Source organism: Spirosoma knui (assembly GCF_054780635.1).
Window position 1 is genome coordinate 112,975 of sequence record NZ_BAAGVY010000008.1, and the last position, 14,508, is coordinate 127,482.

General features: G+C 53.2%; 11 protein-coding genes. 9 read left to right on the top strand and 2 right to left on the bottom strand.

What is annotated here, in order from left to right; all coding sequences use genetic code 11:
• Positions 1-130 precede the first annotated feature (130 nt).
• The 3 genes from ACYVIY_RS17250 to ACYVIY_RS17260 all read left to right on the top strand — a co-directional run bounded on the left by ACYVIY_RS17250 (position 131) and on the right by ACYVIY_RS17260 (position 5,497).
• Positions 131-4,729, top strand: a complete 4,599-nt coding sequence (locus ACYVIY_RS17250; protein ID WP_460977623.1) for a chemotaxis protein CheB — start codon at positions 131-133, stop codon at positions 4,727-4,729.
• Between the two features lie 333 nt (positions 4,730-5,062).
• A complete protein-coding gene (locus tag ACYVIY_RS17255) occupies positions 5,063-5,305 on the top strand; it encodes a response regulator (RefSeq protein WP_460977624.1) in 243 nt (80 codons plus the stop codon).
• An 18-nt stretch (positions 5,306-5,323) separates the two neighbouring features.
• Positions 5,324-5,497 carry a hypothetical protein gene (locus ACYVIY_RS17260; RefSeq protein WP_460977625.1) on the top strand — a complete coding sequence of 58 codons (174 nt, stop codon included), beginning with the start codon at positions 5,324-5,326 and terminating at the stop codon, positions 5,495-5,497.
• Between the two features lie 40 nt (positions 5,498-5,537).
• Here the strand turns inward: ACYVIY_RS17260 and ACYVIY_RS17265 are convergent, their stop codons facing one another.
• Positions 5,538-6,050, bottom strand: a complete 513-nt coding sequence (locus ACYVIY_RS17265) for a response regulator (RefSeq protein ID WP_460977626.1) — start codon at positions 6,048-6,050, stop codon at positions 5,538-5,540.
• 201 nt (positions 6,051-6,251) lie between these two features.
• Between ACYVIY_RS17265 and ACYVIY_RS17270 the strand changes: the two genes are divergently transcribed.
• Positions 6,252-7,919, top strand: a complete 1,668-nt coding sequence (locus tag ACYVIY_RS17270) for a M28 family metallopeptidase (protein WP_460977627.1) — start codon at positions 6,252-6,254, stop codon at positions 7,917-7,919.
• A gap of 140 nt (positions 7,920-8,059) precedes the next feature.
• Here ACYVIY_RS17270 and ACYVIY_RS17275 read toward each other — a convergent pair whose 3' ends face one another.
• Positions 8,060-8,914: a helix-turn-helix domain-containing protein gene (locus tag ACYVIY_RS17275; RefSeq protein WP_460977628.1), complete on the bottom strand. Its 855-nt coding sequence runs from the start codon at positions 8,912-8,914 to the stop codon at positions 8,060-8,062.
• Between the two features lie 422 nt (positions 8,915-9,336).
• Between ACYVIY_RS17275 and ACYVIY_RS17280 the strand changes: the two genes are divergently transcribed.
• From ACYVIY_RS17280 to ACYVIY_RS17300, 5 genes are all read left to right on the top strand, one after another.
• Entirely contained in the window at positions 9,337-10,407 is a 1,071-nt protein-coding gene (locus ACYVIY_RS17280; protein WP_460977629.1) for a sensor histidine kinase, read from the top strand.
• Positions 10,404-11,135 carry a LytR/AlgR family response regulator transcription factor gene (locus ACYVIY_RS17285; protein WP_460977630.1) on the top strand — a complete coding sequence of 244 codons (732 nt, stop codon included), beginning with the start codon at positions 10,404-10,406 and terminating at the stop codon, positions 11,133-11,135. The genes ACYVIY_RS17280 and ACYVIY_RS17285 overlap by 4 nt, the downstream gene beginning before the upstream one ends.
• A gap of 360 nt (positions 11,136-11,495) precedes the next feature.
• Positions 11,496-12,251 carry a dioxygenase family protein gene (locus tag ACYVIY_RS17290; RefSeq protein ID WP_460977631.1) on the top strand — a complete coding sequence of 252 codons (756 nt, stop codon included), beginning with the start codon at positions 11,496-11,498 and terminating at the stop codon, positions 12,249-12,251.
• 100 nt (positions 12,252-12,351) lie between these two features.
• Positions 12,352-13,080, top strand: a complete 729-nt coding sequence (locus tag ACYVIY_RS17295; protein ID WP_460977632.1) for a pirin — start codon at positions 12,352-12,354, stop codon at positions 13,078-13,080.
• A 112-nt stretch (positions 13,081-13,192) separates the two neighbouring features.
• Positions 13,193-14,494, top strand: coding sequence for an APC family permease (locus tag ACYVIY_RS17300; protein ID WP_460977633.1), 1,302 nt, complete (start codon positions 13,193-13,195; stop codon positions 14,492-14,494).
• The last annotated feature ends 14 nt before the right edge of the window (positions 14,495-14,508 follow it).

The window sequence follows — 14,508 nt, forward strand, 5'->3', positions numbered from 1 at the left end:
ATTCACGGAGAAAAAAGGATTGTAGCGATGGCTTCCTTGAATTACCCTGTTAAAAAATCCATGCTTGTCCACCAATTGCCGACTTGTTAACAAGTAAAACACCAATTGGTTTATCGTTTAAACAACACCTATGCCTGCGAAGAAAACCTCCTTACCTACCATAAACGCTCAACCTGAACTTGTGCCGATCGTTGCCATTGGCGCTTCGGCCGGAGGAATGGAAGCGGTCACCGAATTATTGCAAAAGCTGTCGCCAACCACCGGATTCGCCTTCGTTTATATCCAACATCTGAGCCCTGAACATAAAAGTAATCTGGACACCATTCTGGGCCGATCGACAAGCATGCCCGTGGCTCAAGCCGAGCAGGGCATGCGTATTAAGCCCAATCAGGTATACATTATTCCGCCTGACCAGGACATGGCCGTTGTGGACGGAGCGCTGGAACTGAACTTCAGGCCGGACCGATCGCTCATTCACTCGCCCATCGACCAGTTTTTTATTTCCCTGGCCGATCGACAAAAAGATGGGGCTATTGCCATTATTTTGTCGGGTACAGCCACGGATGGCACCCTGGGTTTGCGCGCCATAAAAGCGGCTGGCGGCTTTACGTTTGCTCAGGACGAATCGGCGAAGTTCCAGAGTATGCCGCGCTCAGCCATCAGCGAAGGCGTTGTCGATAAGGTGCTGTCGCCCGAAGCCATTGCCCAGGAACTGGAGCAGTTGAGTCAGCAACCCGAGATGTTAAGGCAGATCGCGACGGTTGATGCTCTTCTGGAAGAGACGAACGCAGATACGAGCGCAGCCGAGAACATACAGACCATTATCCAGATTCTGCGTCGCGTCATTGGGGTCGATTTCACCTATTACAAAATGTCTACCATCCGGCGTCGGATCATCCGGCGGATGGTGCTCTATAAACTCGACAACCTCAACGAATACGCCCAGTACCTGGACCAGCACGCGGACGAGGTCCGGTTGCTGTACAACGACCTGCTGATTAACGTAACGACATTCTTTCGGGATACCGACACCATGGATTACCTGAAGAAGGTGCTGTTTCCCCGAATCATTAAAGAGAAACCGGCCGGGGCTTCCATCCGGATCTGGGTTCCTGCCTGCTCCACGGGCCAGGAAGCCTATTCGCTGGCCATGCTTTTGGTAGAACTGCTCAACGACCGGTCGCTTAATTTATCCATCCAGATTTTCGCCACCGACCTGAGCGAAATCGCCGTGGCCAAAGCCCGGCAGGGCAGTTATACGCCGAGTGAACTCGTCGACGTATCGCCGAATCGGCTCGACCGTTTTTTCACGAAAATTGACGCCAATTACCGGATCAATAAATCCGTTCGCGACCTGTGCGTGTTTGCTCCGCACAATGCCTTGAAAGATCCGCCTTTCTCACGCCTGGATTTTGTCAGCTGCCGGAATCTGCTGATTTACCTGGACACCCCGCTACAGCGGAAAGCCATCGCTACGTTCCATTACGCGCTCAACCCGACGGGCTATCTGTTGCTGGGCAAATCCGAGACGGTAGGTTCTGCGGCTCCGCTCTTCTCTCAGCTCGAAAAAAACTACAAGATCTATGCCCGTAAGAATGACGTTACGAGCCGGATCAATTTCGAGATGAACGTCCGCCCGCCGGACGATCGTCCGGCGGAATCTATTCAAATTTCACCTATGGCTAAAGAGCCTACTCCCTTCAACGATCTGGAACGGCTCGTCGACAATGTCCTGCTGAAGCAGTACGTACCGGCCAGCGTGGTTGTCAACCAGGATCTGGACATTCTTCAGTTCCGGGGTTCGACCGGTCTGTTTCTGGAACCGGCACCGGGCAAGGCCAGCCTGAATCTGCTGAAAATGGCCCGCCCTTCTCTGGCCTTCGAGCTGCGGAATGTGGTGCATAAAGCCCGCAAGAGTAACCAGCCCGTGCGTAAATCCGACCTGGAAATCCGGCTCAAGGATAAACTGCACTACGTAGCCATTGAAGCCGTTCCGCTCCGGACCGATACCGAAGAACAGCTGTTTCTGATTCTGTTCGAGGAGATTACGCCCCTCGTTACTGCCGGGTCGGACCTGGCCGATTCGCGCAATCTCCGCATCAAGCAGCTGGAAGAAGAACTGGCCATTCTCCGGGAAGATATGCGCTCGATCATTGAAGAACAGGAAGCCTCTAACGAAGAACTTCAATCGGCCAACGAAGAGATTATCAGCAGCAACGAAGAGCTGCAAAGCATGAATGAAGAGCTGGAAACCAGCAAAGAAGAAATTGAATCGACCAACGAAGAGTTGCTGACCATTAACCAGGAGCTACAGGTACGTAACGATCAGCTTTCGGAAGCTCACGAGTTCTCGGAGATGATTTTCTCGACCATTCGCGAAGCCACGCTGGTGCTGGACGAAGACCTGCGGGTGAAGAGTGCTAACAAGGCCTTCTATAAGCTGTTTAAAGTTAGCGAGGAAAGTACCGAAGGACGTTTGATTTATGAACTCGGCGACCGCCAGTGGGACATCCCGCAGCTCCGGCATCTGCTGAGCAGCGTACTCGTCAAAGACGCTCAGATCGAAGCGTTTGAGGTTACCCACACGTTTGCCGAAATCGGCGAGAAAGTCCTGCGGCTCAGTGCCCGGCGGGTGGTTCGCCAGAGCGAATCTGTGCTGCTGGCCCTTGAAGACATCACTGACCACCGGCAGGTGCAGCGCATGCTGACCGAACGCGAGGCCTGGCTTCATAACCTGATCGACAACGCCCCCGTGCTCATCTGGGTCACCAACGCCGGTGGCCGCTATACGTTTTTTAACAAAGCCTGGCTTGATTTTACGGGCCGTTCACTCGATGAAGAAACGAACCTGGGCTGGGAACACGATATTCATCCCGACGACCGGGAAAGCTACCTGACGACCTATAATGCTGCGTTTGCCAAACAGCAGCCCTTTCAGGCTGAGTTCCGGCTTAAGCGCCACGACAACGAATACCGCTGGATGCTGCTCAACGGCAAACCCAACATGCGCTACGACGGCAGCTACGACGGCTACATTGGCTCCTGCGCCGAACTCTACAACCGGACGACTCTGCTGCAGTCTCTCGACATCCGGGCCCGGCAGCGGATGCTGCAGGTGGTGGAAGCGAACGCGCAGGTGCAGCGGAGTCAGCACGAGCTGGAAACGCCTAAAACAGACGAGGCCCTTCAACAGGTGAAAGAGCAGCTACAGGATAATCAGAATCTGCTCCGGTCGCTGGTCGAAAACACGCCCGACGCCATCACCCGCTGGAACTCCGACCTGAAGCTAACTTTTGCGAATTCAGCCTTTGAGAAAAAGGCCGACTTGCCGCTGAGCGAGCTGCTGAACAAAACGTATCAGGAGATGGGACAGCCCGACGAGATTGCGCTGCCGTACATGCAAAAGCTGCGCATGGCGTTTCTGACCGGTCAGCCGCAAAGTCATTATAATACGTTTCCGACCTCGAACGGCGTTGCCTATTACTATTCCACGATGGTGCCCGAACTGGCTTCGGATGGGTCCGTAAAAAGTGTGCTGGCCATCGCCCGTGACATCAGCGACCTGCAACTGGTAGAAGACATCCAGCAGACCGCCATGAGTTTACAGGGTATCCTGAACAGTTCGCCCGCGGCAATTGGGTTGTTCAAGGCCATTCGCGACGACCACGCAACGGTCATCGATTTTCATCTTCTGGTCTGCAACCAGAAGTTTGCCGACATGACGCACAAACCCATCAGCCAGTTGGTTGGTCAACCGGTCCGTTTCTTTGCCAGCGCTTTATGGGGCGATGAAACGTTCTCAGTGCTGGAGGGTGTGGTGACAACGGGCGTATCGTCGTATCGAGAACAGCCCATCGACTACGACCAGACGTTACGCTGGTTCGGTACGTCTGTTGTTAAATACGACGACGGAGTGGTTATTTCCGGGCTCGACATTACGCTTCTGAAACAGACCGAACAGGAAAAGGAACAGTGGCTGAATCAGTTGAATCAGTCGAATAGAACCATTCAGGGGCTGGAAGAGCTCCATCATCAGCTCCGCGAACGGGGTAAGTTCCTGCGGGCCACCTCTCACGATCTGCGGGGGAACTTCGGCGTTATTCAGGGAGCCGCTACGTTGATCGACATGAGCAGCACGGAAGAAGAGCGCAAACAGATGCTGACCATGCTGCAACGCAATCTGAAGCAGGCCACGCAGATGCTGACTCAGTTGCTGGATTACTCCCGACTGGAAGCTGGTCAGGAAGAAGTGCAGCTCAGCTCATTTGACGTTGGCGACACCTTGTGTGAACTGGGCGAGAGTATAAAGCCGATGGCTTCGGAAAAAGGGCTGACGGTGGTTCTGGACGGCCCTGATCACTTACTGGTTGAAAGCGATTCGGTCAAAATTCAGCGTATTGCGCAGAATCTGTTACTAAACTCGGTGAAGAACACCCCATCAGGCAGCATCACCCTGTCGTGGGGAACCGCCGAAACAGCGGGCTGGCAATTCAGCGTGCAGGACACCGGAACGGGAATTCCCGCAGCAGCAAGTCAGTTTCTGATCACGAACGGCACGCTTCCTGAACGGGCGAACGTGTCTTTCCCAAAACCAGCGTCCGACCGAGTGTCTGGCGAAGGCATTGGCCTGATCATTGTCAAAGAGTTGTGTAAGCTACTGAATGCGACGATTGAGGTGGAAAGCCAGCCTAACCAGGGAACCCTGATCCGAATTCATTTCCCGACTTAACAACCGACGCGCGGATTCGTCAGGAGCCTGTCCGAAATTTTCAGACTAACGGGACAAGTACCTGATTCCTCTCACGGTGACATCAGGCTGGCTGCGGTCGGAATGAGCAAACTTGCGGATCGACTCGCTTCCGAGTCGATCAACAGTCTATAGTTTAAAGATTATCTATCCCAAAAAAACTGATCTGTTTTTACTGGGTACCCGCATCCCGTTCCTGGGTAGGTGCCCTGCCGGGAGAGGATACGGCCCACGAGGCTGGTTTATTGAACAATTTGTCCGGAAAGCGGATTAACTACCCGCGTATTATAAATCGGTAGCCTGGATTATTTTTCAATGCCTACGAACAAAGTAATTTACATTGTTGACGACAGTTCAGATTATCTGTTTCTGCTACAACAACTCTTTACCCGGTTCCTTACACAGTATCCGGTACGTTTCTTCACCAGCGGGGAAGCCCTGGCGGAGTGTATACGTATTGAATCGGAGCGGCCGTACCTCATCGTCCTGGATTTGAACATGCCCGCGGGTCTGAGCGGCTACGATACCTTACTCCTGTTAAAGCAACACACCGACTAGAAGCAGGTGCCGGTAGTCATGATGAGTAATATGGTATCGGACCATGACCTGGACCTATGTTTTCGGGCGGGTGCCAACTCGTTTTTGCGTAAACCCGTCGGCATGAATGAGATGCAGGCGGTCATGCGATCGGTCTGCCACTACTGGCTAGACCTCAACACGCTCCCTTCAATGGGACCCGAAGCTCCTTGACCGGTCCACTGGTAAGTTCCTTTGCGATGATCAATCAACTTTAGCTTGCCGAATCATCCAAAACGGGGCGATCCCAATAAAAATCCGTTTGATTAGGTAAGGTAACAGCCTCCCACCAATAGCGCCGAAAATCCTCGAAATACCTAATCCAATCGGCATAATTCACTGGCTTTACCATGTAGGACGTACTGCGCAGATAATAAGACTGCTCAATATCCTTGGGATCATCCGAATGGCTCAGCACAACAACGGGCAACCGCCGAAAGGTGTGGTGCTGCTTAATCGCTTCCAGCAGTTGCCAGCCGGTCTCACGCTGCGGTAAGTACAAGTCCTGCAAAATTAACTCCGGCAATTTTCGGGCTTCGGCAAGGCAGGTTTCTAAATACGCCAGCGTTTCGTCGGCCGTCTTCGTCCGATAAACCGCAACGCCGGGCAGCGTACGGAGCAAGGCCCATCGAATCAGAAACCAATGATCGTCGTTATCGTCAACCACCAGAATGGGCCCGCAACGCAAGCGGGGAGCCAGTGCTTTTGTGATAGGCAAGTAATTCATAAGGTTAGTAAAATGAGGCTATAACGTGCTTGGATTAAAATTGAAATTAGTTCTTTTATAATTATGCCTATAGATTAATTGCATTGTTTTTAGAAAATCTAAAGCTGTTTCGTTTTTGAACATCGGCATAGCCATTTTTCATAGTTCAATCGGAATGGTTGCCCTTCTTTTAGCGAGCGAGGTCTTTGTTTATCTTGCAGGATGATTCGTGTTTCCTTTCCTATCGCTGCCTGTCTGATTGGTTTGCTGGCCAGCACGTCGCTGGTTGCCCAACCCAACGCCATTCCCGCCGAAGCCCAGTCCGCAGCCCGGTCCGTTCGGCCCGATGCGATCCGGGCGCACATGGGTTTTCTGGCCGATGATGCCCTCGAAGGCCGTAAACCCGGTACCCGCGGCTTTGCCCTGGCCGCTAACTACGTGCAGGCGCAACTCGAAGCCCTTGGCCTGCAACCCGCGGGCGAAAACAAGACGTATCGGCAATCGGTGCCCCTGCGCCGGTGGCAGGTTCGGGAAAGCGCCAGCACAATGGCCCTGTCGCGGAATGGGAAAGAACAGCCGTTGGAATACGGTAGGCAGTTCATACTGAGCCCCAATCCCGATCTTCCCAACAGCGATGTATATGCCCCGGTAGTCTTTGTCGGCTACGGCGTATCGGCCCCCGAACTGGATTACGACGACTACGCGGGTATCGACGTAACGGGCAAGATTGTAGCCTATGTGAATGGTGCTCCCGCTACGTTTCCCTCGAACCAGCGGGCTTATTACGCGTCGAGCAAGGCCGAGAACGCCGTTGCCCACGGGGCCGTAGGCGTCCTGTCTTTTAACTTGCCAACTGACCTCCAGAACCGCATTCAATCGGCGGCACCGCGCGCCCGACAGGGCATTTACCGCTGGCTCGACAAGCAGGGCAAGCCCCAGCGCACGTTTCCCGCCCTGAAAGGAACGGCTTCACTCGGCGACTCGACGGCCCGAATGCTGTTTTCCGGTGCCAGCGTCAGCTTCGACGATGCCTTGTTAAAAGCCCGCCGGAACCAGGCGCAGGCGTTTCCGCTGAATGTCTGGGTTCGGATGCATACCCAAACCGACGTAGTCGAAGACGTAGCGGGTCAGAACCTGGTGGCGGTACTGCCCGGCTCCGACCCGACCCTGAAAAACGAGTACGTCGTCTATGTCGCCCACCTCGATCACCTCGGCATTGGTCGGCCCGTTAAAGGCGATTCGATTTACAATGGTGCCCACGATAACGCGTCGGGGGTAGCGATCAATCTAGAAACGGCCCGGCTTTTCTCGGCTTTGCCGAAAGCACCCCGCCGGTCAGTATTGTTCGTGGCCGTAACGGGCGAGGAAATGGGGCTGCTTGGCTCCGATTATTTTGCCAGCAATCCAACGGTACCCAAAGAAAAGATTGTCGCGAATTTGTGTCTGGACATGCCGTTTTTCTTTCATTCGCTGCTCGATATTGTGCCCTATGGCTCCGAACATTCGAGTATGGTTCGGGAAGTCAACGCAGCAGCTGCATTCGTTGGGGTACAGATCGCTAAAGACCCAATTCCGGAGCAAACGGTATTCATGCGCAGCGATCATTTTAGCTTCGTACGGCAGGGGATTCCGGCTATCTACATCAAAAGCGGCTCCCAAACGGGCAACCCCAACCTCGACGGCACCAAACTCAACCTCGACTGGCGGGCAACCATTTACCACTCACCCCAGGACGACATGAACCAGCCGTTCGATTTCAAAGCGGCTGCCAAACACGTACAATTGCAGTTCCTGATCGGCTACCTAACCGCCCAGGCCGATCAGCGCCCCGTCTGGAACAAAGGGGATTTCTTCGGGTCCAAATTCGGGAAGGGCGAGGACGTAAAATGATGAAGCTGTCTAGCTTCGAACCTTTTTTAGTACTGCTTCCGTGTGGTACCCCTCCCAACCTCCCCTACAAGGGGAGGAGTTTTATAGACGGCCATTTTCAGCTCCTCCCCTTGTAGGGGAGGTTGGGAGGGGTACGATATTTACGTTCTGTCTGCTTTTGTAGTCCGAAACGCCCGCGGAGGCACCCCGTAGTATTTCTTGAACAGCTTATTGAGGTGGCTGCTGTCGGTGAAGCCAAATTCATCGGCAATCTGCGCTACGTTTCGGGTGCTGAACCGCAGCCGGTTCTCAATCATCTTGAGCTTATACTTCACGATATAGAGTTGCAGCGACTCGCCCGTTTGCTTTTTGAAGAACGCGCTCAGGTACGTTGGTGACAGGTGGAATCGTTCGGCCAGCGGTTCCAGCCGTAAGGCCTCGGGATCATGAATATGCTGGCAGATGTACAGCAGAACCTCTTCGATCAGCCGGGGCTTTGTTCGTTCGTCGAGCCCCGCCGAGCGCTGCCGCACTACGTTCCGGGCCAGTATCACCAGTATGGCCTTCATTAGCCCATTGATCAGTAGTTCGTCGTGACCATCGCTGTTTCCGTACTCATGAATCAGCACGATCAGCAGATGGTCCAGCAATTCTTTCTCGGTTTGGTCAGTCACGATGCTGCCCGTGGCCTGATAGGGTGTGTTCAGCAAAAACTCGAACGTCCTCAACCAGTGAAGGGCGTTTGCCATCGTGTGTTCTTTCACAAATACCTCCGTGAAACGGATGTAACAGAACGTAGTGGGTTCAACGATATCGAACGAGTGGTAATCTTCCGGCCCCAGCAGAAAAACATCCCCCGGCGCGTAGGTGAACGTGTTGCCATTGAGAAAATGTCGTCCGCTGCCCGTCCGGATGAAGATGATTTCAAAGTAACTGTGTTTGTGAACGGGGTGCGGCCATTCACTGACCGAAAACAGGTATACGTTAAAGGGCTCGTGCTGGATATAGCGCTTCATACTGGAAATGTACAAAGAATGGCGGAAGTATACCGGCCGAAAATCGATTTATACCATAGTCTACCTTATCTGCTCCGCTACTTTTAACCCAAGATCGACTCAGTTTTCTAGCCAGACTGCTCACCTTCGCATGACGTTAGCTTTCCTGTTTTGTAAAAAAATCGTCACTGTCTATTTCGCTATTGACCAGCAGAGCGACTGGAAACCTACCTCCGCCCGTCTCAAGCCGCGACCAACAAAACACCCATCGGTTTGAATAAAGATCCGCACGGTGTCTTCACTGTCGAAAACGGAATGATCCGCATTTTCGGTCAGGATTGAGGTGTATTACTACGTAGCGTTTACCGATAGTTTAGCCTGGTTCACCGCGATTTGCGTTATCGTTGGCGGAGATGCCTTATCTTTCCGTATCGCCAACGCCTATGGCTCGCAACACAACGCTTGTTCTCATTCATATACTGGGCTGCCTGATTTTTCTGGCCCTGCCGTACCTCTTCACCGACGAAGGCTTCGCTAAGCTAGCCGAGCTTCTCCACAATCCGCATGAGCAGCGAAACCTGCTGTCGTATTTGCTGACCATTGGTTTTTTCTACCTGAACGCCTACGTCCTGATTCCCCGGCTTTATTTTACGCGCAAATACGTCGGGTACGGCGTGTGCGTGTTGATATGCTTCCTGATTATTCAGAGTTTACTGACCACGGTCAATCGGCAAGGTATCCGACCACCATTTGGGCCGACCAACGAACGTTCGCTGCCCCCACCCCCATTTCCCAATCAGGGTCCTCCCCCTGGGAGTCTGCAACCGCCCGGCTTACCACCCGAAAACAGCCAGACGTTTTTCCTGTTTCTGGCCGGACTGCTGCTATCACTCGCGATATGCATCAACAACCGCTGGCGCGAAACGGAGCGGCAGCGGCTCGATACCGAACTCTCATACCTGAAAGCGCAGATCAACCCCCACTTTTTGTTCAATACGCTCAATAGCATCTATTCCTTAGCCATTGTTGAGTCACCCGCGACGGCCAATGCCCTTATTCAGCTATCGTCGTTCCTGCGTTACGTTATTTCGGAAGGGCACCAGGATCGCGTTTCGCTGCCCCATGAACTCGCTTATATCGGCCATTACGTAGCGCTGCAACGACTGCGGCTATCAGATACCGTACCGATTCAATACACGACGCTGGGCAACCCGAACGGCTTGCTCATTGCGCCACTCCTGCTGATCTCATTCATCGAAAACGCCTTTAAATACGGTGTTAGTCCGCAGGAGCCTTCGCGGATCGACATACGGATCGAGATTCGTGAGAATCAGTTGTCCTGTTACGTATTTAACCAGAAAGTCCGGGTTGCCGAGTCGACAGCCGCCAGCAGCGGCATTGGTTTGACCAACACCAAAGCTCGCTTACAACTCTTATATCCCGGTCAGCATACGTTGGTAATCCGCGACGTACCGGATAGTTTTACGGTTGAACTTTCTCTGACTCTCTCATGATCCGCGCCATTGCGTTAGACGATGAACCGCCAGCGCTCCGGGTCCTGAGTCACTTCTGTCAGCAGGTGGCGTTTATCGACCTGCAACAGACATTCACGCGCACCGATGAAGCGCAACGCTACCTTACCGACACGGGAGCCGACCTTCTGTTTCTGGACATCAACATGCCGTTTATGTCGGGCACGGACTTTTACCGGGCGATCAGCGCCAGCGGAACCCAGCCGATGGTCATTTTCACGACGGCCTACGCCGAATACGCCGTGGAGGGGTTCACGCTCAATGCCGTTGATTACCTGCTCAAGCCGTTCACCTTCGAGCGGTTTCTTCAGGCGGTTACCAAAGCCCAGGATTTCTTCCGCTGGCAGCAACGTACTGCCCCCGCCGACGACTACCTCTACGTAAAAGCGGATTATACGGTATATAAGATCGCCTTAGCTGATATTCTTTATATCGAAGGTCTGGACGATTATCTCAAAATTCACCTGGAACCAGAGCCGGGTCAGGCCTTTGCGCGGCCCATCGTTGCCCGAATGACCATGAAGTCGATGCTCGAAAAACTTCCGGGCATAAATGCGCCTAAGCGCCCATTCATTCGGGTGCACCGATCCTTCATCGTTCCCTTCAACCGCATTGAAGGCATTCGCAACAAAACCATTCACCTGGCCGGTCGTGATATCCCGATCGGGATCAGCTTTGAATCCGCTGTCCTGAACGCCTTCCGACCGTAAGCATCCGTTTACCGGCATATTTAGCGGATTTATCGCAAACCGTATCAAAAGTATAGCGCCCTGCAACGGGACTATACGCCGATTCGTATTGGCAATAAAGAGCAAAATGACTGGCAAAACCGCTTCCTGTAACCCGACCGCTTTGCGGCTGAATACGGCTTATTCATCATTTATCGACACATTGATCAGGTTCACCGCTAAGTGCCTATCCGACGTAACGAAGGCGCTGACAGACTGCGTTATAACTGTACAGCAAGCAACGATCAGGCAATAAATTCAAAGTTGTGCCCGGCTGAAATCAGCCTACTTCTTACTCTAAAAATCATCCGAATTAACCCCTCACATTCTAGAAGATATTCCATGGAACGCAAAGAATTTTTGAAACGCGGATTCACCAGCCTGTTAGGCCTTGCAGCCCTGAGCGCCTGTAGCGACACCACCATTGACCCAACCAGTTCAACAAACACGAGCGGTACGTCTTCGGGCACTACCACGGCAACGGGTTCAACCAACGGAAGTTCATCCAGCAACTGCTCGGCGACACCCTCCGAAACCGAAGGGCCATTCCCCACCAAAACACCGGCTAACTTCGTTCGCAAAGACATTACCGACGGGCGGACCGGCATTCTGTTGACCATGAACATCACCATCAAAAACGCCAGCGCGAGTTGTGCCGCCCTGTCGGGTGCGATTGTCGACGTGTGGCACTGCGACAAAGATGGGTATTACTCTGAATACGGCGGCAGCGGCATGCAAAGTGTGAACTTACAGAACGTTGATTTCCTGAGGGGTCGGCAGACAACCGACACAAACGGCTTGGTTAATTTTACGTCCATCTTTCCGGGTTGGTATTCAGGTCGCGCTCCGCATGTCCATGTGCACATTTACAGTGCGTCGGGCAAATCGCTGCTGGTTACTCAGATCGCCTTCCCCTACGACATTACGAACACGATTTATACTACGGGGCAGGCGCAGGGGTATACCAAAGGCGCACAGGACACCAAAAACGAACGGGACAACGTATTCAGCGATGGTTTTACCACCGAATTAGCGACCGTATCGGGGAGTAATTCGGCGGGTTACGCGCTAACCCACACGATTGTCGTTAAAGCATAATCCACTGGTCATTTGTTGTCATTAGATGGTCTTTATAGTCATTTGTTGTCCTGGCTTTAGGCGATAAATGATACCGTAACGGCCATCCAATGAAAACGAAATGACTGCCCAACTAATGGATACGCAATCGCAAGCACAGATTTACCCGGCCGATCAGCGGGGGCACGTATCCTCAGCATCTGGTCAGAGCATTCATACGTTCAATTTTGGCTCCTACGCGGCCGAAGGGCGGGAGCCATTTGGGCCCCTAAATCTGTTCAGCGAGGACAGTCTGGTAGCCGGTGCCAGTTTGACCCGGCAGGTCGAAGCGCCGACCGAAATAATTCTGCTGCCTATTGTAGGCGGGCTTGATTACACCTACGCCGAAGTAACAACCCCGCTCGAGCCGGGTCAGGCGGGGGTTTTGTCGCTGGCGGCCGGGACGACGTACACGGTCACGAACCCTTACCCATCCGAATCCATTCGCTGTGTGCAATGCCGGCTGAAGAAGCCCCAGAGCGACTTCTCACCGGTCAATCGGCAAACCGAGTTTGATTTACAACAGCCAAACCATCTCGTATCCTTTCTTGGTGCATCAGATGCTGGCTACCAAGGTTTTATTGGCCGGTTTGGCGGAAGGCAGGAAGGAACGTACCCAGTTGCCCCAGCCTCTGATGGTCTTCCCCGACGAATTTTTGTGTTTGTCGTACAGGGCGTGTTTGAAGTAGCCAACCGGCTTCTCCACGAAAAAGATAGTCTGGCATTGGTATATGAGCAAACGGGAATGCTCGAATTCGAAGCATTATCCAACGATGCCCTGCTCCTACTGCTTGATTTGCCCCCGGCTTGACAACCCGATTATAGATTTAGTAAGCCTGAGTGAATTCCGCAGGGCCTGCCTTTAGTTTTGACGCAACAACGGGAATGGCGTATTTTAGCCGTTCGCTTAACGTCAACATCTTTTGAAACTTCTCCCACAAACCAGCCTGGTTCGGGGCATTCGTCGGTTCGACTTCATTGCGCTCATCATCAATATTACCATTGGCGCTGGCATCCTGGGATTACCCTCGAAAATTTACGCCCTCGTCGGTACGTACAGTCTACTGGCGTACGGTGTCAGTGCAGCCGTTGTTACGCTCATTATCCTGTGTTTCGCCGAAGTCAGCAGCCGATTCAGCGGTACGGGTGGGCCTTATCTCTACGCACGAGTTGCCTTTGGTCCGCTGGTGGGCTTCGAAGTGGGCTGGCTGTTCTGGCTGTCGCGGGTGGCTTCGTTTGCGTCGATCTGTAATCTGTTTGTCAGCTACGCGGCTTTTTTCTGGCCGGAACTTGTCGGCGGCTGGGGACGTATCGGCGTCATTACGGCCTTAGTCACTGGCTTGGCGGCTATCAACTGGGTGGGAGTGCAACGGTCGGCCAGGGTCAATAACCTGTTTACCATCAGCAAGCTGTTAGTCGTTACGCTCTTTACGATCGTTGGCCTGTTTTTTGTCGACAGGCAAGCGTTTACGTTCCCGGCCTTACCCGATTATTCACCGTTTTCGCAGGCGGTTCTTCTCTTGATCTTTACATTCTCGGGCTTCGACGTAGCGGCCATTCCCTCGGGCGAAATTCAGCAGCCGCAACGCACTGTACCGATCTCTTTATTCATAGCGATTGGCCTTGTAACGGTTTTGTTTATAGCCGTTCAGATTGTGTGCATTGGTACACTGCCTGATCTGGCACATTCGGAACGCCCGCTGGCGGACGCGGCTCAGCAGTTTATTGGTCCAGCGGGTGGTTTATTCATCACGATTGCTGCTCTGGTTACGGCCCTGGGCACCTTACATGCGCTCATGCTCACCGGTCCCCGATTACTGTTTGCCATGGCTGAACAAGGTCAGCTTCCCTCCTTTCTAGCCGCCACCCATCCTCGATTCAGGACCCCACACGTAGCGATCCTGGTAACGGCGGCTCTGAAGTTACTGCTGGCGGTAACGGGTACGTTTATATATGCGCTCACCCTGAGCACCATTATCCGGCTATCTTACTTCGCGTTGACCTGCGCAGCCCTTCCGGTATTACGTAACAGCGATAAGACAACCTCATCGGAAACACCAAGGGCAGCGTTTCGAATAGCGGGCGGAGGTTCCATTGCCGTGCTGTCGGTTGCTTTGTGCCTCTGGCTACTCAGCAATAGCTCCGGTCAGGAAGCCCGGGACGTCGGCATTGCCGCTGGCGTCGGTCTGCTTATTTACGCGGGTGTTACGTACCGAAAGTGGTGACCAAGCGCTAGGTG

What these genes read in the sequence shown, in the direction of transcription:
- ACYVIY_RS17250 (WP_460977623.1), top strand. Translation starts at nt 131, where the DNA reads ATGCCTGCGAAGAAAACCTCCTTACCTACCATAAACGCTCAACCTGAA.
- ACYVIY_RS17255 (WP_460977624.1), top strand. Translation starts at nt 5,063, where the DNA reads ATGCCTACGAACAAAGTAATTTACATTGTTGACGACAGTTCAGATTAT.
- ACYVIY_RS17260 (WP_460977625.1), top strand. Translation starts at nt 5,324, where the DNA reads ATGATGAGTAATATGGTATCGGACCATGACCTGGACCTATGTTTTCGG.
- ACYVIY_RS17265 (WP_460977626.1), bottom strand. Translation starts at nt 6,050, where the DNA reads ATGAATTACTTGCCTATCACAAAAGCACTGGCTCCCCGCTTGCGTTGC.
- ACYVIY_RS17270 (WP_460977627.1), top strand. Translation starts at nt 6,252, where the DNA reads ATGATTCGTGTTTCCTTTCCTATCGCTGCCTGTCTGATTGGTTTGCTG.
- ACYVIY_RS17275 (WP_460977628.1), bottom strand. Translation starts at nt 8,914, where the DNA reads ATGAAGCGCTATATCCAGCACGAGCCCTTTAACGTATACCTGTTTTCG.
- ACYVIY_RS17280 (WP_460977629.1), top strand. Translation starts at nt 9,337, where the DNA reads ATGGCTCGCAACACAACGCTTGTTCTCATTCATATACTGGGCTGCCTG.
- ACYVIY_RS17285 (WP_460977630.1), top strand. Translation starts at nt 10,404, where the DNA reads ATGATCCGCGCCATTGCGTTAGACGATGAACCGCCAGCGCTCCGGGTC.
- ACYVIY_RS17290 (WP_460977631.1), top strand. Translation starts at nt 11,496, where the DNA reads ATGGAACGCAAAGAATTTTTGAAACGCGGATTCACCAGCCTGTTAGGC.
- ACYVIY_RS17295 (WP_460977632.1), top strand. Translation starts at nt 12,352, where the DNA reads ATGACTGCCCAACTAATGGATACGCAATCGCAAGCACAGATTTACCCG.